The organism is Shewanella sp. GJ50-10 (assembly GCF_055808815.1).
Window position 1 is genome coordinate 2,530,563 of record NZ_JBVVSS010000001.1, and the last position, 18,008, is coordinate 2,548,570.

The following is an 18,008-nucleotide window of genomic DNA, read 5'->3' on the forward strand; positions in this document are numbered from 1 at the left end:
GGAGTAGAGTTGATCAGTTCTTTACTAACTTCAATACCGTTGGAGTCGATGGTAATAAAGTAAGACGCTTTTCCTGCTCCTTTTGGTCTACAAAATATGAACAAAAAATGCCGCTATCAATAAGCGGCATTTTTAACACATTGTTTAAAACATTAATTTACAACTGCAAGTTGATTAGTCTTCTTGCACTGTTGCTTCGGCAGAACTAGAGTAAGTCGTACTTAGATCGTCACCCACAGCATAACTTTCGAAGTCCTCAGATAGAACCGCCGTATCTGTTGCATCAGCAATCACGACATCATCAGCTAATAACTCTTTTGCTGACTCTTTTGAAGAGCTACCAATACGTATTTGATACGTTTCTGTCGCTGTACCTGTATTGATTGCTTCATAAGGACCGTAGAACATTGTACCGCCATCAATTGACAAAAAGTAACCTGTTGCAGTCCAATCTATAACTACATCAATATCGGTGTCATCAGCATAAGTTAAGCCTTCAATGGTTTGCTGCTCTTTTGCTGCATCACGATATTTAACCACGCCCTCTTTAGCAAAGATTATTTCGCCCGTTAGGTTACTTGAAGAGGCAGAGCCACCATAAATACTAATATAAGCGGTATTATCTTCGCTAACCTCTGGTGTAGCAGTGAAGTCAGCAATGGCTTGTAGCTTAATGCTTGCAGAAATAGAGCCTTCAGCAAGTGCCGCCGTTGTTAAACGTAACTCAGCATCAGCCGTTAATGATGTATCAGCCATTCGGGCAACTTTATTTACACTACTTCCCGCTATGGTCTTAACGGTTGCTTCAGCAGAACTTGAATACATTGTGCTTAAATCTTCACCTTCAGCATAAGTCTCGAAGTCCTCAGATAGCACTGCCATATCTGTTTCATCAGCAATGACGACATCATCAGCTAGTAATTCTTTTGCTGACTCTTTCGAAGAGCTACCAATACGTATTTGATACGTCTCTGTCGCTGTACCTGTATTGATTGCTTCATAAGGACCGTAGAACGTTGTACCACCATCAATTGAAAGTGAATAACCTGTTGCTGTCCAAGCAAGAACTACATCAATATCGGTATCATCAAAATAAGTTAAGCCATCAATGGTTTGTTGAGATTTTTCTGCATCACGATATTTAACAGCGCCTTTACTAAAGACAATTTCACCGGTTAGGTTACTTGAAGAAGCAGAGCCACCGTAAATACTGATGTAAGCGGTATTATCTTCAGAAACTTCTGGTGTAGCAGTGAAGCCAGCAATTGCTTGTATCTTAATGGTTGTAGAAATAGAACCTTCAGCTAGTGGATCCGTTGTTAAACGTAACTCAGCATCAGCCGTTAATGATGTATCAGCCATTCTGGCAACATTGTTGTCTCCCGTCGCCACAACAACTGTACCTGTTATTGTGATTGCTAATTCAGCGGTAGTGCCATCATAAGATTCAATAGTAAATGTATCGAGTTCACTTTCACCTACAACAAGTGCTGCAATAGTGGCATTAGCGGTATCGAGGGTATAGGTCCATGAGCCATCGTCTAATATTGCAAATGAACCGTATGTACCCATTAAGGTTGTCTGAACAATAAAAGCTTCGCCATCATCTGGGTCAAGTACACTTACTAAACCTGTAGTCGTTGCTTCATCAGCTGCAATTCTTCCTGTTAAATCAAAGAATACTGCTGGTGTAGGTTCTTCTGTGCCGTCACCTGCATCAAATACAATAACTTCTGAGTAAATAGCTAAGCCATACTGGCTGTCTGTACCATCTAAAGTTTCACCTGCATCATAACCTTCAAAGTCATCTGAAAATATACTTGTAGTGCCAGCCGTATCTGAAAATACCTCAATGTTATCAACATAGAAAGAACCGAAAGGAATCGTTCTATCATTATCACCGAATCTAAATTGGATAGCTTTAACACCATCAGCGAACCACTGGTCTAAGCCTGTATAATCAGAGTCAACAACTGCTGCAGTAGAGAAAGAACTCCCACCAATCACTTCACCATCAATAGTCACGGTGATTTGATCTGCTTGATCTAAGTCCCATGCGATTTGTACATCATAGAACTGCTCTTCAACAAATGGTGCAGTGATCATATTGCCAGGGTAAGCGTCACTGTCAGTATTTCGAACAAAGAAACGAGGGTCAATTACAGTGCCGTCGTCTTCAGTTTGAGTTCCTTGAATACGCAAATCTATAAGCGATTCACTAGAACTACCAGATGAGCCATAAAGCGTAATGTAAGCATCTTTAACATTTCCATCACTACCAAGCGCAACTTCTTTAGATATAGATGCACTCAGCTTACCTTGACGAAGGTTATCAACGCTAAATCTAATCTCACCCGTATCGCCGCCTGTATCGCTTATTTTTACAACCTGAGTAAGCGAAGCAACACGAATATTAATTTCAGCAGTGGTACCATCAATAGAAGCGATAGTGATTGAATCACTTACAGAGTTACCTAATTCAAGGTTAGCCACAGTATCGTTTTCAGTGCTAACAGTATATGACCAGCTACCGTTGGAACTGATACTAAATGTACCATAATCAAGTGCTACATCAGTTTGAGCAACAAAAGCATCTTCTTCAAAGTTTGGATCAATAATGGTTACTAAACCTGTTAATGGATCCGTAGCAGTATGTTGAACAGTACCGCCAAATTCACCTTCAATGATTGCTGCTACAGGGTCATTGTTATAACCAACAGCGGCTCCAATTACGTCAAGTAACGCTTCATCAACAGAACTGGCAACTTGTGAAGTAGTTTGCAAATTAATTTGTGCTGTCTCAAGTGTAACTAAAGACTCTTCAGAAAAAGAACCATCAGCGACGTCACTAGCAAGGTCTTGCATAACGGTAGATAAATCTGCGTCTGCGTTGTCTGCATCAACTTGTGATAGTAGCGCTAGCACAGAACCATATCTATCAGCATCTTCAGCACCATCAGCACCAAGTTCAACAGTACCAACTAAAGTAGGAAGCACTTCTGTTGTATCAAAACGAATACCAAAACGAGCATTAATTATTTCAGCTTCGTCAGCAAACTGGTTTAAATCACTACCCGCGTTTTGAACAGCCATTTCGGTTAAAGGAGAGACAACATAGGTAGGTGGTGATACTAATACTTCCTCCCCTCCTTCATTAGTCTGAACACTATTTTCAACTACATTCACTACAGATCTTAGTTGAGGAGCATCTAAGGTTAAACCTGTTGATTCGTCCGTATAAGTTCCGCCAGTACATGCAATTAAACCTGTACCTTCGAAATGTACGTTGATAAATGTAACGCCACCTGAAGTGTCAGAGGTTGCAGTGCCTTGCGTAGGAAGAACCGCAGCACCACTATCATCAACTTTAAATATGTCACAAGTTGCACCATCAATAGGGCCCTTAATAATGCTAGCAGAAACATTTAAGGTTGGGTTGATAACAGGTGTAGATGCACCAACACCTTCGGTAAAGCCTGCATTATCGGTATAATTAGCAGAAACAGAAATAACTGTGCCTTCGTCAGCTTCAGTAATTGTGTAAGATGTGCCGATAGTACCTGTTGACCAAACGTAGGTAATGGTGTCTGCAATAATTCCGTCAGCATCAGTAGCTGCTGCAGAGATTGTTTCGCCAGCGATAAAATTGCTTCCGGTTATTGCTATACTTCCGCGAGTATTTCCATCTAGTTCAGCACCGTCATCACCGCCACAACCTAATAGGCCTGTCGCAATGATGAGCGGTATAAGAGATTTATTATTCATTTTTATGACTCCAAAAAGATTCTTTCCAAATTTAGCTTGTTTTATTTAAGTACTAGAGTTGGCTAGTACTTAAAGCTGACACCTGCGAACAGGCGAGGACCGTAATCACTTACTTGACCCAAGTTACCTTGAGTATAAAAGTCATCACTGCGTGGCTCACTGAACAAGTTAATTGCTGAAACTTTAACACGAACGTGTTTGTTGATTTTATATGCAGCACGAGCTTCCCAAATACCTGCCTCATCAACATAACGCAGTCTTGTGCCGTTAGAAGTGTATGGTTGGAAGTATTCACTACGATACTTGTAGATAAGAGCAGTATCAAAATCGCCTATTTGGTAGTAAAGCTGTCCATTGAATACATGCTCAGAAAATCCAGGTACTGAGGCAGGTGGAACAATACCTGCGGTAAGCTGAGTGGTTTCACCGTCTAAATCAGTAGTAAAGGTATTACCGTAGTTACTGTCTTCAAACTCATAGGTTGTATCGGCGTAGTTATAACCAAGCTTCACACCAATACCTAAATCCCAACGATACGAGAATGTCGCTTCGAAACCATAAAGGTCACTGTTTTCGTCAGTAGTGACTGAATTAGTAATAGGTAAAGAAACTTCCACACCGTCAACGATAAAATTCTCTAACTGTGTTTGCTGTTGGAAACCGCCATTGAATTGCTTGTAGTAAACACCTAGCGCTACCATAGAGTCATCGCTTGGATACCATTCAAAAGCAGCGTCATAGTTCCATGACATTAATGGTTGAAGATCAGGATTACCTGAACCATTAACACCAACCAACAAGTCTTCTACTGATTCAGGGTCATCCGAGTCATCGGTTACGAATGTGCGGCTATAACTTAGATCAGATGGATCTGCACGTGACATACCTCGGTAAATACCGGCCCTTAGGAGAATATTGTCATCATAATCAACGACTAAGTTAAAGCTTGGTAGTACTTCAGTGTAATCACCACCACCAACAATCTTTTCAATACTTCCGTTTGGTACTAATTCGACGATACCTGTCGCCGGATCAGTGACAACGTCGAAACCTTCTCTAAAGCCAATAGAGGTAACGTCAGTATCCACTACACGAACACCAAAGTTACCACGAATATATTTACCAAACATTTCAGTGTCGTAATTAAGCATGGCGTAAGCAGAGGTAGTTTGTTCTGTTACGTCAATAGTACCTGCATTCTCGTATGTAACCTCTGGATATGCGAATTCGCCGCCTTGTGATGCTGCGACTGCTTGAGAGAAACACTCGTTATTGTAAGTTGCCCACGAAGCGCCTGTACCGCTTTCTACAACATTACCTGAACTGTCAACATGGGTGATAATATCACCGTCAGAAACACTAGATAAAAAATCAGTCTCAGGGAAGGCTATTTGGCAACCTTCAAGTACATCGATGGCCGATGTTGCAGATTCATCTAAATTAAATGTAGTTCTTGAGCCATTACCGTTCGTGCCACCAAATTGAACAAATGTTAGCTCAGAAACGCGAACGCCAGCTTGAACGCTACTAAAAAAATCACTGTCTAGAAGATAATCAATATCAAGGCGTGCACCCATAATTTCGTTGTCGCGGACATTTTCTCTGTCGATACGAGTACGAAGGCTATCAGTAAAATTGGAAATATCAGTCACATCAAAATCAGTCACTGTGAAATGAGGAATATATTCACCTAAATCCCAAGATAAGAAAGGACGAGAGCTCGTTCTTCCTCGGTTTGTTATTTGTAGTTCTTCACGGCTGGTTTTAGAATAGCCAAGGTCAACACTAATCTTTAGATCATCAGAGAAAAAATGTTCAACGTTCAAGCCATATCCACGATAGTTTTCTTCACGCGAAAATTGCTCGCCCGCAGATTCGATGCGTTCTTCACCTTCCCAATGTAGAATACCGCCAACATCGTTTGTGATCAGATTTTGCCCAGTTACACCCGGTGTAACGCGCTTTTGTAAGAAAATTAAATCATGACGCGCTTCTGCTTGGGTACGATCTGAAATTTGCGCGTCAAAATTGATATCCCATTTATTTGAGGGTTGGTATTGTAGAGCAAAGAATAAAGCGTCTCTTTCATCAGATGTTTCATTTTGACGGAAGCTTCGGCTTGAGCCAGTCCATGCGTATTCTCTGCCATCATCTACTGCAAGACCTGTTTCTGGATCAATATCATTATTATAACCTTGGTTATTCGAGCCAACAATTTCATCTTCACAATCGCCCGCTGAGCTACGGAAAAAACCGGTATTGGTATCGGTTGGATCATTCAAACATGCCCACAAAGATGAACCCGTTGGGCTTGAGCTTCTATATTCAGCTTCTGGCTGGCTAATATCTTGACGCTGCAAACCTACACTCAAACCAAATGCTTGACCGTTATCAAACTCAAATTGATCAACATAACTTAGTGTTCCACGGTAGCCCAAATCACCTTGAAGTGAATTGTCAACGTTTCCTTGGTCTGGGTTGTAGTTACCTTTTACCTCAGCCTGAAAACGTTGCTTACCAAAATCTAAAGGCTTAAGTGTCTCCAGGGTAATAACACCCGCAACCCCACCTTCAATCATGGAAGCGTCTTGTGTTTTATAAATAGCTACTTTCTGCATCAACTCTGATGGGAACTGAGAAAAGTTAACTGAACGGTCACCACTACCATTGGTCGCTTCACGGCCATTGATGTTAGTGGCACTTAAGAATGGGCCTAAACCACGAATACTGATTTCAGTAGCACCACCATTTTCACGGTGAGATGATGCTCCCGTTAATGTCTCTAGCGCCTCACCAATTGAAAGTGCAGGTAAATCACCAATATCTGAAGCAGATAAACCGTCAACAACCGTGGTAGATTCACGCTTTATTGCAATTTGGTCTTGAATTGTTCTACGTGTACCAGTAACTACAACAACTTCTATATCATTATCAACTTTATCTAGATTTTCAGTTTCGGCTTCTTGTGCTATTGCCGAAAATGCAAAAGAACTGGTTACAGAAGTAAATGCAGCAAGCTTCATCCATTTTGCTATAGGTGAAAGCTTGAACTTCCCTATTTTATGGATGGGTTTTGTTTTTTTACTTAATTTTGTCGACATACCGTACTTCCCCTTAGTATTTTAATAAGCATGTTAATGCCATTTATTGGTATATTTTTTTACAAGCAGATTACTGCCATTAAATTCTTATATTTATTATTGCTATTAAATTCTTATATTTATTATTGCTATTAAATTCTTATATTTATTATTGCAAGCAGGTTTCTGCCATAAAAATCTTATATTTATTATTGAAAGCAGGTTATTACCATTAAATTCATACATTTATTATTGCAAGCAGGTTACTGCCATTAAATTCTTATATTTATTATTGCAAGCAGGTTTCTGCCATAAAATTCTTATATTTATTATTGAAAGCAGGTTATTGCCATTAAATTCATATATTTATTATTGCAAGCAGGTTACTGCCATGAAATCCTTATATTTAAATTAGCGTTATATTAATTCCAACAGACGAAACCCAAACAAAAGTTTTAACCTATTAATTTAAATTAAAATATAACCAATAATTGTAGTTACGAATTTCAAATTCATGTGTTAACTGCGCTAAAATTTATACCCTTTATGCATGTTATGGATATGATAGAAAGTGGCTTGCACATAATCACCATCAGCGCCGTCATTGTTTTGATTATAAACACCCGCTTTAAAGTACATATACTGGTTACTAGCACTATAACCACTATCTTTCATATCGTAGTACTTAGTAATATTAGGCTTACCTTCCCTGATTATTGTGACGAACAACACTTCATCTTCGACGGAAATTTTATAAGAGAATTTTTCGTTTAAGGCGATTCCGTCATCAGGGTCTGACAAAGTATGTGAACGTGAGCCAATCATATTTATCCAAATATCGTCACCATCATTTATTTCATGGGCAAAATAAATAGCCCCTTTCGAGTTGGCTGGTAATTTTCGGTAATATAAACGAATAGGTTCGTCATCCGTCGCGTGAATTTGCCCGATGACCACGCGTCCAACCTTTTTTTATCACCTGTGGTAGATACCCGGTTTATTGCCAAAGTCCCTTCCAAACTGCCTTCAACCCCCCCAGACTTAGCTTTCGCCGAACCATGCGCATTGCTAAAAACCCAGTTATTTTTAGTCAGGCCACGAGTTTTTATTCGACTATTACCTCTACGTAGCATTTCGCGTAGTTCGGTTCTCGCATATTTTGTATTTTTTGAGGTCTTTGCACCTACGTTTGGGCAAGCGAATACCAAGCCACCATCATCTGCTGTATAAAAAAATGGCTTTAAGTTAAAGCCTTTATCTAATGATTTCTCATAGACGGTATCAGCTTTTTTATCTTCGTTGAGATCGGTTGGCAACGTTAACGACCAATCGAGTAAGTCAAAATTTTCACCTGGCTTTTTAAGCGGATCGAGTTTTGACAGATCCCCCAGTAAAACACCTTCAGCAAGGCTAGTGTGTGACTTAGGAATAAGCGTATTCTCCTCAATTTCCTGAGCATTGAGTGATGCGCTAAAAACAGCTAAAGCAAAAACTAGCACAGCGAAAATGTCACACATTTTCTTTTGAAAATGTCGGTAAGATTGATATGTGTTGATATTGGAATCCTTTATAATTTACGATCTCTTTGTTGAATATGTTCGTGTATTGTTCGGCTTAACTATTTTCAAAGCTTACTCAGAATACCTATATGCGCTGCATATAGTGGCGCACCTACACATGAACTTAACTACCCCTGAAAAACGTAATAAAAATAGGTAAGACTTTGCTTCTAATTAACACCACAAATTATCTAATTTCGTTGTAAAAAGAAGCAGAACTCTTTGTTGCATATGATCAAAGAGCTATGATTAATTGCCCCACACAAATCACACATAAGCCATCCAATACAGCCACTGTATTAACAACCCATTCACACCTGCAACCTTTCATTAAACAAAATATAACCAGCACAACATATCATTGTCAACCAAAATAGCACCTCAAGCATTACCAAAAACCAAAATTGGTAGTAACAATGGCATAAAAAAGACTAACGCATTGGCTTAACGCTTTTTCCATAAAATAAAAATAAACAATATAAACAAAAGATTACAGAGATGGTGAGTTGTTATTATTGAATAGTTTTCATATTCACTACCAATGGTTATAACAACATGACCAAATAACAGAACAAAGTTAGTTAGCGACGCAGCTGTATTACCAATTAGTAAAAATGACTATTACCAATTTGACACAGGTGTTACCAATAGATGATGTGATGAGATTACAGTTCAGAACTAATATGCAGATTATAAGCTGTACGATAATTCGTATTGATTGTGATTTATCATTAATGCTCTTGTTGAACGAAGCTACGCTGTCAGGCGCATTAGTGCTGATTTCGATGCATGTCCTGATAACATATGTAGTGGTCAACTAATAGGCTTGATGTTAGCTGTTGCAGGAGCAAAGTTGATGCCGCTCGAAAACAGCACCAAAAACCAAGCCATACGACCTTGCCCTTGCTGCCAACAGCCGATGAAATTTATGGGCTGTTGGCAACAAAGTAATGTAAACAAGCCTAGGCGGCCAACAAGGATTATTTGGCCAAATAAAAGGACGCCTAATGCGACTGTTTAAGCCGAAGGATGATAAAACCCACACAGAAAAATGTAGATTAGTGTAAGTATAAGGAGATGGTAAGGCATTGATATGTTGCGTAAATAAATTAGCTAACAAGACTAAGTGGTTACTGCGCCTGACAAAAACATTAGCGATACAGCACACACATAAAAAGCGTTAGTTCTTACGTCGATATTTACACTATAAAGGTATCACTCGGGCTTGCTCAAAACTTGGGATAAGGACGCGGCTGCGCGCGGCCTATCCTTATTAGTTAAATGACTGACTTAAATACACCGAAATACTCCGATTTTTCCCCTGATTGAATTCTAATAATGTAGTGCGATTCATCAGAGTCCGTATACCAAGTAAAAACTTGACCATTATGGTTTATAGAGCACTTTATTGGATAGTCGTGATCGGTGAGTTTTGGTAGCTTCCCATGCCCACCCGGCTTACCCAAGTTTTTGTTTGAAAGCTTGTCTTTGATCTGCTTTACTTTTTCAGTTGAGCACTCTTCAGCTAAAACTGATACAGGTAAAAGTAGGGTTAGTAATAGTGCTATATTCTTCATTGCATTTAACGCCCTGCTAAGAGGCGAATAATTGTTGGCTACAATGGCGACAAAGGAGCAAAAGCCAGCTGTTATTTGTCCTTTTAAGCAACTTGTTATGCACCTGCTTGGATAACCACAGTCCTGACGGAAGGGGTAGAAGATATATACGAGTAATCTTCTTCCCATCGGTGTTTGTCAATATCTATTCCTTTCTTTACGAAGATCACAAATATGACAATCCCGACATTTCTATGTTGTTTGTAAAATTCACCAAGTCCACTAAGGGTTTTAACTACAGCCCTTTTATCTCCGTCACTTTTGATATATTTAAATTCAAAAATAACTTGGCTAGAAAACAAGCTGAAATCAGATTTTTTTTCTTGTCCATCATATCTAATGGCTACCTCCTCTCTTGCTAAACTTGGCAGCCAAGGCTTTACAGTAATCCAAAATAAATTTTGAAAGTCATATTCACTTGATAGATTATTTGTCCACCCAGTTTTTGCAGCCCCATATCCAGTAACGGATTCATTTGCACTTTCCAAACGCTTAATTATATCGATCACCATATCGCAAGCTTCGTTTATATCAGCACCCAAATATGGTTTCACAGGTAGACTGTTTCTTTCAGCACGGTCAAAAAACTTGACCAACGCATTTACTTCAAGGCCATCTGCTGGGCCATTTGGCATTACAGTCAGTCCTCTTTCTTCAAACCTCTCATCCAGTTGAATTGATGCTAAGTCATCTAAATAATTTGAAGAACCGTTATCGCAGTCATAGATTAGCTTTGCATTTAACTTTTCAACAAGTGCATCATTATTTTCAGCCGTCACATAACTTTCATTGGCAACACTAACTGCTTTACCATTTTCTAGAATAAATAAATCTAAAGACTTACAGTATTTTACAGTGAAATCTCGTAAATCAGACGGCTTCAAATGGCCAGAAGTCGTTAATAAAATATCAATGTCAGATCTTGTGCTTCCTGATTCGAATCTACGAGAGCCAAATATATACGCAGCTTCTATTTGACTAAATTGACCAAATAAAACCGAAATGATTGCCCTGAGGTCTATGTTTGTTACTACTGCCATTATAAGTTCTCGATATAGCTAGATGTTTAGTGATGGTGCATAACGCTAAGCTAAATGGAAAATTGGAGTTGGCTATAATCGCGGAGCGATGGCCAACTGTAATTTTTCCATTTAAGCGCCTTGTTATGTCATGAATTGCTGAAAAGAACCAAAGTAAGGTTTTAGAGCATCAATTACAGCTTCCTTACAATCTCCTTTTGCTAGCCTCAATATGGTATCAGGCAGGCTACCATTAGCTAATCCTAATGAATTGCTTACTTGGTTGGAAAGTGACTTCCGATTATACAAGGCCAATAACTGCTTATAATCTTTACTTTCTAATACATCAATGAACCTCTGATTTGTTTCTGAATATATTTGGTTAACATCAATGCTGGCAATTAAGCTTTGAAGAGCAGAATTTATATTCTCAGTACCTTTTTGACTCACATCGAATACATTTAATTTAAACTTAACTTCACTGGAAACATGTAGTGATACTTGCGTATCTAGCTCTCCTTGGAGTCTACCAAAGATTGTATTAGATACTGTTAAAAAGTCAGCGGAGGGATCTCGAGCAAGTCTTTCACTCACTATTTTTAATACTTCTTCCGTACAAAATAAATTCTCCACTTCTGCAACTTCTAAAACAAATATTGAGTCTTGCTCTAGTCTTTCTATCTCAGGTTGGAGGCGTCTATCTCGATCTATAATTCCAAATACATCTAAGTGATGAATTTGACTATTTGTTTTCAAGGCCTTTACAGATTGAATAACTTGGGAGCAGCTACCGCGAGGAATGACAAGAAAGTCAGATAATAATTCTCGGTATAGGCTAACATCGAAACTGCCATTTTCCCCCTCAACAAATACAACAGGTTTTCGGCTTCCCAGCACCTCAATTAATAACTCACTTGGTAAGTTTTCATCATTGTTTATAAGTGACCAATCCCACTGTTGTCCATTGAATGATTTCAGCCACACTCTTTTAGCAGCTTCTTTTGCAGCCGCAAAGTCCACATCATGAGTTAGGTATACAAATAAGCAATCTTGACGTAATTTTTCTATAGCATCCCACAGGGGGGCTTGAACTGACTTATGTAAATGTAGTTCGGGCTCATCAATTACGACAATTCCATTGGCAGGAGCAGCCAAACATTGACCTATTAAATAAAAAATTACACGCTCACCGTCACTCATTTCAGATGAATTATATATTTTATCCGCATCCTCTTTTATGCGAGTTTGTATTCTCAATCCACCAATAATTAACTCCCTATGAGGAAGAATTTTTTCCCACAACTCTTTTACAAGATCAATTTTAGTTTTTGGTGGGTTGACCCGTTCATCAGTCTCTTTACAAGCTCTTTTGAATTTTGCATTTTCTTCTGTCTCGTCAGAAAATAAGTAAACCATAAGTTTTTGGAAGTCATTCATAAAAGTCGTAGCAGGTTTGCTTTGCCATTTACTTGTTTTATTCTGGGGCCCCCAGTTTGGGTGGCCGAATAATAAATCTTTTTCTGCCTGCTCAATCGATTGGGGGGTTGTTGAGTCAGGTAAAGCTAAAGATTTTTGAGCAGAAATTCTATGTACTAAATCTTTCTGAGGAGAGTTAATCTCTACCCAAGATCCAAGCCTAGTTTTCCCTGAACCATTAGCGCCAACAAGTAAAATACTTTGGTTTGTTTCGATTGATTCAGTTGAACTGTCTTTGGGAAGTATAAGTTCTTTTGATGCCAAAATTTGCTACTCCATTTGAATGACATAACAGCTTATTATACGGCTCGCCTGATAAAGTCGGCCGTTTAAGTTATTGATTTATAACATCCTACATTTGCTATCTCATTGATGTAAAGCAATAAATTTAACTGATATCAGCAAACAAACCTTGCTCGCTCTTAAAACTAGCGAAGTAGAAAAGAACCTAAAAATATAAATCTATAAATATCAATTCATTATGTTTTTTTCAGTTATAAGCTCTCTACAACTTAAGACCGATTTTTCAGCATTTTTAGTTGTTATTTTGTCAAATCACATTATAACTGTATGTATATACAGTTAACCCTATTTAAAGGAGTAATTGATGGCTGATACTAAATATTTACAGGCAATTCGCGAGCAGATCCGCATAAGGCACTATAGCTACCAAACTGAAAAATCTTATTTATATTGGAATAAATATTTTATTCGATATTTTAAGTTTTCTAATGCCAGGTGTATTAAATCATCACATATCGAACAATTTTTATCTTTTTTAGCTAATGAGAAACATGTTTCAAGCAGCACCCAGCAACAAGCCTTATGCGCGCTCGTTTTTGCCTTTAAACATGTACTAGCGATTAATACAGAGAACTTGCAATTCCCATATGCAAAAGCTCCAAAACGCATTCCTCAAGTATTAACGGATCAAGAAGCAAAACTGGTTATAGATAATTTACATGGCAAATATCAATTGATAGGGAGTTTATTATATGGAGCTGGTTTGAGATTAAATGAAGCCTTAAAAATAAGACTTAAAGATATTGATTTTGACAAAGAAACACTGTTCGTATTCAGAGGAAAAGGTAAAAAAGATAGAGTATGCATTTTACCCAACATGACTCTCGATACTGTTCATCAACAAATACAAAATGTACGTCAGACTCACCAGTTTGATTTGTCTCAGGGGCTAGGAATGGCTTCCTTACCATCAAGTCTGTTGAGAAAATTCAGGTCTAGCGCGAAACAATTACACTGGCAATTCTTATTTCCATCTATTCATTACATAACTCATCCCAATGATGGTTATACATGTAGGCATCACATTGACCCCACTACGTTTAGTAAAGCATTACGAAAAGCTGTAGCTAAAACAACAATCTGTAAGCGCGTTACGGCCCATACTTTTAGACACTCATTTGCGACGAACTTATTGCAACGGGACCACGATATAAGAACAGTTCAAGAGTTACTTGGACACACTGATGTTAAGACAACTCAAATTTATACCCATGTGGCAGGCTTACACCAAACAGGTGTATTAAGCCCTATGGATATCAAGTAAATATTGCACTATAAATTTTTAAAGGTAATTGATTGAGCAGCTTGCTTTGCGCTTGGATTCGATAAATGTGGCACGTAACCAAGAAAGTCAGAACTCATCATTTGTTTTAATGTCGCGAGGTTTTCATCTTGATATGCCATATCTGAGTCGACTTGGTTAGCTACCCAGCCAACGATTTTTAGTCCATCTGACAATATGGCTTCTTGAGTTAATAAAGCGTGGTTAAGGCAGCCTAACTTCATTCCTACTACCAAAATGATGCCGACTTGCTGCTCCATTGCCAGCAATTTAACACTGTCTGATAAGTATTCCCCATTGCCTAGTGGTAAACGCCAGCCACCAGCGCCTTCAATTAAGGCAAAATCAGCGTTAGTCAGCTCTGTTAATGGTAAGGAGTCTACAACACCTTGTGCTGTTAACATCACGCCTTGCTGCATTGCAGCAATATGGGGCGCAATAGCTGGCTTAAATGCAACTGGGTTGACTTGGTTATATTCGAGCTTGATATTTGACTCAGCAATCAAAGCTAATGCATCGCTATTTCTCAGGCCATTTTCAGTTTGCTCACAACCTGATGCAATGGGCTTAACGCCCATTTTATTACCTTTAGCCCCGTGCAATAACGCAGACGAAACTAGGGTTTTGCCGCTATCGGTGTCGGTACCTGTGACGAAATAAATCATTGCGATAAGCCTTTTATTTTTTTGTTAGCTGCAAATAAGTAATTTGATAAGTTAAGGGGATACCTTGAGCTTGTCGCAAGGTTTCAGCATGTTGCTTTAGTGCTAGCCAATCTTGGCGACCACGAAGCGTTACCCGCTCTTTTGAAGAACAGCTTTGAAGCGAACGCTCTTGTAATGAACGGCTTTGATGTGAACACTCTTGAATTGAAGAGTTTTGTAATAAAGGCTTTTGTAATGGAGTCTCTTGATAGGACTTCACCGATGCCCCAACCCCTTTTATTGAGTAAAGCAGTACTCGTAAATCATTAAAATATAACGACTCACTGCATTCATCCACACTATCAACTTGCCAATATTGGTTATCGATTGCAGCTGTTATTTCTTCAACTGAACGAAAGGCATTATGCCCCAAGCCTAAGGTTTCTAGCTCAGGTAAACTGCCACGGCTGACAATACTGATTAAACAAGACGCTGTAGGTTTTAGTACGCGATGAAACTCGCTAAATACAGCTTGTAAATCGTCACACCATTGCAATACAAGGTTTGAATATAAGCCGTCAAATTGCTGTTCAATGATGGGTAAACTCGCAGCGTCAGCGCACAAGGTTTTATAAGATGGGAATGACTGATTCACCACTGCTAGCATCGGCTCAGATAAGTCAATGGCAGTCACAGTGGCAATGCCTTGGTGTTTGTGATTAAACGAGGAAAAGTCAGTACCTGGGCCACAGCCAATATCGACAATATCGCCCTGTAGCGGGAGGTTACTTAATAATTTTTCAGCGGTGATCCGCTGCAACACATCATGCTGCTTATAGGTTGACGCTGCCTGAGAAAACTTTACTGCCACAGGATTATTTGAGTTCATTCACGCTCTCGAAACGATAGCTAAGCGATACTTTTTTGATGAAAGTATGCTTAAAAAAATTAAATTAAAGTCGCTAATGCGTCGACCAATTGAGCAATGTCGTTGTTATTATGCTGCGCATTTATCGTGATACGCAGTCTTGCTTGACCAGCAGGTACGGTCGGCGGCCTGATGGCGCCAACTGCAAAACCTGCATCATACAATTTACTCGCAATCGATACCGTTTTATCACTGTCACCAATGAGTACAGGTTGAATTGCTGTGATGGAATCCGTCAACGCAATATTGTGTTTAATACAAGCTTGTCTAAATGCGCCAATATTAGCATTAAGCGCTTCAAGCCTGTGTGGCTGAGACTCAGTTAAATTGACCGCGGTTAAAGCTAAATGAGCGCTCGCTGGCGATAAGGCGGTTGAGTATATATATTGGCGAGATTGCGCCACCATAAAATCAATCACAGCCTGTGGGCCAAGAATCGCAGCTCCTTGGCAACCAAGCGCTTTACCAAATGTCACCACTTGAATATCGCACAGCTGTTTTTTTATTTGCTGAGAATTAGTTTGCTGACTCTTATCTTGTTGAGAATTAGTTTGCTGAGAATCATCTCTTGAAGTTTTGCTGACACCAAAACCATGGGCGTCATCAACCACAAGCCAACTATTATATTGCTCACATAAACGCTTTAGTTCAGATAATGGCGCTGTATCACCGTCCATACTAAACACGCTTTCGGTCATTAACACGCTATTAGGATTTCGCTTAAGCAGTTGCTCGGCGTGGTCAAGGTCATTGTGTTTATAGCGTTTAAAAACTGCCCCGCTATCTTTTACGCCATCAATCACTGATGCATGAATGAGCTTATCGGCAATCACCACATCATTAGCGTCAAATAGCGTTTTAATTAGCGCTTGATTAGCACTGAAACCCGAGCAAAACAAAAGCCCTACTTCATGACCTGTCAGCTCGCATAATCTTTGCTCTAATTGCAAGTGAGCTTGGCTATAACCTGAAACTAAAGGCGATGCTTTACTGCCAACGCCATAGATTGTTGCCCCTTGAGTAACGGCATCAACCATTTCAGCGGCATTAGCTAAGCCAAGGTAGTCATTATGGCTAAAGTCGATAATTTGTTGATTTTTATCAGCCTTTGACAACTTACGTTGTCTGAGTAAGCCATCGCTTTCTAGCTTGTGCATACGTTGGCTGATTTTATCTAAAATAGGATGACTGCCCATAATCATTGCCTTTAACGACTAGATAGCGCCAGCATCAAAGAACTGTTGAGTCGCTTTATCTTTTTTAGCGTTCGCTTTTGCTAACAAGGCGCTGTCTGATTCAATATCTGCCGATGGTCCTTGCTCAGGATGCAAACCTAAACGCTTGAATAGAGTCATATCGTCGTTTTCTTCTGGGTTTGGCGTTGTCAGCAACTTGCAACCATAGAAGATTGAGTTGGCGCCAGCGAAGAAACACATAGATTGTAATTCATCAGTCATGTTCTCGCGTCCAGCTGATAAACGAACTCGCGATTTAGGCATGATAATTCGTGCAACAGCAATAGTGCGGACAAATTCAAGCGGATCTAAATCATCAATTTTTTCAAACGGCGTTCCCGCCACTTTAACCAGCATGTTGATCGGTACAGAGTCAGGATGTTGTTCAAGGTTAGCTAACTGTTGCAGTAAACCTGCACGGTCAGTCGCTTTTTCGCCCATGCCGACAATACCACCTGAACACACTTTCATGCCTGATGCGCGAACATTAGATAGGGTATCGATACGGTTTTGATAAGTACGCGTGGTAATAACATCGCCATAGTACTCAGGCGAGGTATCTAAATTATGATTGTAGTAGTCAAGACCTGCACTGGCTAACTCATCTGCTTGCTCTGATGACAACATGCCTAAGGTCATGCAGGTTTCCATGCCTAAGGCACGAACATCTTTCACCATTTGAGTTAAATAAGGCATGTCACGTTCACGCGGGTTACGCCAAGCGGCTCCCATACAGAAACGTGATGCGCCAGCAGCTTTGGCACTTTTCGCTTCAGTGATAACTTTCTCGATTTCAAGCAAACGTTCTTTTTCAAGACCGGTATCGTAGCGTGCACTTTGCGGACAGTATTTACAATCTTCTGGGCAAGCACCGGTTTTAATCGACAATAAGCGACTAATTTGCACTTCGTTAGGATCAAAAGATTCACGGTGAATACTGTGAGCTTTAAACAGTAAATCATTCATTGGTAAAGCAAATAACGCTTCAATTTCTGCTTTGGTCCAGTCGTGACGGATCGCTGACGATGACATGATTAATCCTTTTTTTATTCATTTTGTATTCACTTTATATTGGGTTAGGATACCTTCAGCGTTTAAACT

At 39.4% G+C, this 18,008-nt stretch carries 12 protein-coding genes and 1 pseudogene; 2 read left to right on the forward strand and 11 right to left on the reverse strand.

From position 1 onward, the window contains the following. Positions 1–174: 174 nt before the first annotated feature. From AC0L4E_RS10625 to AC0L4E_RS10640, 4 genes are all read right to left on the reverse strand, one after another. A complete protein-coding gene (locus tag AC0L4E_RS10625) occupies positions 175–3,765 on the reverse strand; it encodes a VCBS domain-containing protein (RefSeq protein ID WP_473679159.1) in 3,591 nt (1,196 codons plus the stop codon). Between the two features lie 62 nt (positions 3,766–3,827). Then, a complete protein-coding gene (locus AC0L4E_RS10630) occupies positions 3,828–6,866 on the reverse strand; it encodes a TonB-dependent receptor (RefSeq protein WP_473679160.1) in 3,039 nt (1,012 codons plus the stop codon). 507 nt (positions 6,867–7,373) lie between these two features. Continuing rightward, entirely contained in the window at positions 7,374–7,802 is a 429-nt protein-coding gene (locus AC0L4E_RS10635; RefSeq protein ID WP_473679161.1) for a polysaccharide lyase family 7 protein, read from the reverse strand. After that, positions 7,697–8,344, reverse strand: a complete 648-nt coding sequence (locus AC0L4E_RS10640; RefSeq protein WP_473681610.1) for a polysaccharide lyase family 7 protein — start codon at positions 8,342–8,344, stop codon at positions 7,697–7,699. Before AC0L4E_RS10640 ends, AC0L4E_RS10635 begins: the two co-directional genes overlap by 106 nt. A gap of 874 nt (positions 8,345–9,218) precedes the next feature. Here AC0L4E_RS10640 and AC0L4E_RS10645 point away from each other — a divergent pair. Further along, positions 9,219–9,425: pseudogene (locus AC0L4E_RS10645) on the forward strand (IS91 family transposase); the annotation flags it as partial. A gap of 256 nt (positions 9,426–9,681) precedes the next feature. Here the strand turns inward: AC0L4E_RS10645 and AC0L4E_RS10650 are convergent. From AC0L4E_RS10650 to AC0L4E_RS10660, 3 genes are all read right to left on the reverse strand, one after another. Beyond that, positions 9,682–9,981: a hypothetical protein gene (locus tag AC0L4E_RS10650; RefSeq protein WP_473679162.1), complete on the reverse strand. Its 300-nt coding sequence runs from the start codon at positions 9,979–9,981 to the stop codon at positions 9,682–9,684. Between the two features lie 95 nt (positions 9,982–10,076). Continuing rightward, positions 10,077–11,060: a PD-(D/E)XK nuclease domain-containing protein gene (locus AC0L4E_RS10655; RefSeq protein WP_473679163.1), complete on the reverse strand. Its 984-nt coding sequence runs from the start codon at positions 11,058–11,060 to the stop codon at positions 10,077–10,079. A gap of 123 nt (positions 11,061–11,183) precedes the next feature. After that, complete coding sequence (locus AC0L4E_RS10660; RefSeq protein WP_473679164.1) at positions 11,184–12,779, reverse strand: DUF4435 domain-containing protein; 1,596 nt, start codon at positions 12,777–12,779, stop codon at positions 11,184–11,186. 343 nt (positions 12,780–13,122) lie between these two features. Between AC0L4E_RS10660 and AC0L4E_RS10665 the strand changes: the two genes are divergently transcribed. Further along, positions 13,123–14,082 carry an integron integrase gene (locus AC0L4E_RS10665; RefSeq protein WP_473679165.1) on the forward strand — a complete coding sequence of 320 codons (960 nt, stop codon included), beginning with the start codon at positions 13,123–13,125 and terminating at the stop codon, positions 14,080–14,082. A gap of 8 nt (positions 14,083–14,090) precedes the next feature. On the opposite strand, the gene bioD is transcribed toward AC0L4E_RS10665, so the two are convergent. From bioD to bioB, 4 genes are read right to left on the reverse strand one after another with little or no spacing between them, the layout of a single operon-like run. Beyond that, positions 14,091–14,762 carry a dethiobiotin synthase gene (gene bioD / locus AC0L4E_RS10670; RefSeq protein WP_473681612.1) on the reverse strand — a complete coding sequence of 224 codons (672 nt, stop codon included), beginning with the start codon at positions 14,760–14,762 and terminating at the stop codon, positions 14,091–14,093. Between the two features lie 16 nt (positions 14,763–14,778). After that, positions 14,779–15,633 carry a methyltransferase domain-containing protein gene (locus tag AC0L4E_RS10675; RefSeq protein WP_473679166.1) on the reverse strand — a complete coding sequence of 285 codons (855 nt, stop codon included), beginning with the start codon at positions 15,631–15,633 and terminating at the stop codon, positions 14,779–14,781. A gap of 59 nt (positions 15,634–15,692) precedes the next feature. Then, positions 15,693–16,868: an 8-amino-7-oxononanoate synthase gene (locus tag AC0L4E_RS10680; protein WP_473679167.1), complete on the reverse strand. Its 1,176-nt coding sequence runs from the start codon at positions 16,866–16,868 to the stop codon at positions 15,693–15,695. Positions 16,869–16,886: 18 nt separating this feature from the next. Continuing rightward, complete coding sequence (gene bioB, locus AC0L4E_RS10685; RefSeq protein ID WP_220755672.1) at positions 16,887–17,939, reverse strand: biotin synthase BioB; 1,053 nt, start codon at positions 17,937–17,939, stop codon at positions 16,887–16,889. Between the last annotated feature and the right edge of the window lie 69 nt (positions 17,940–18,008).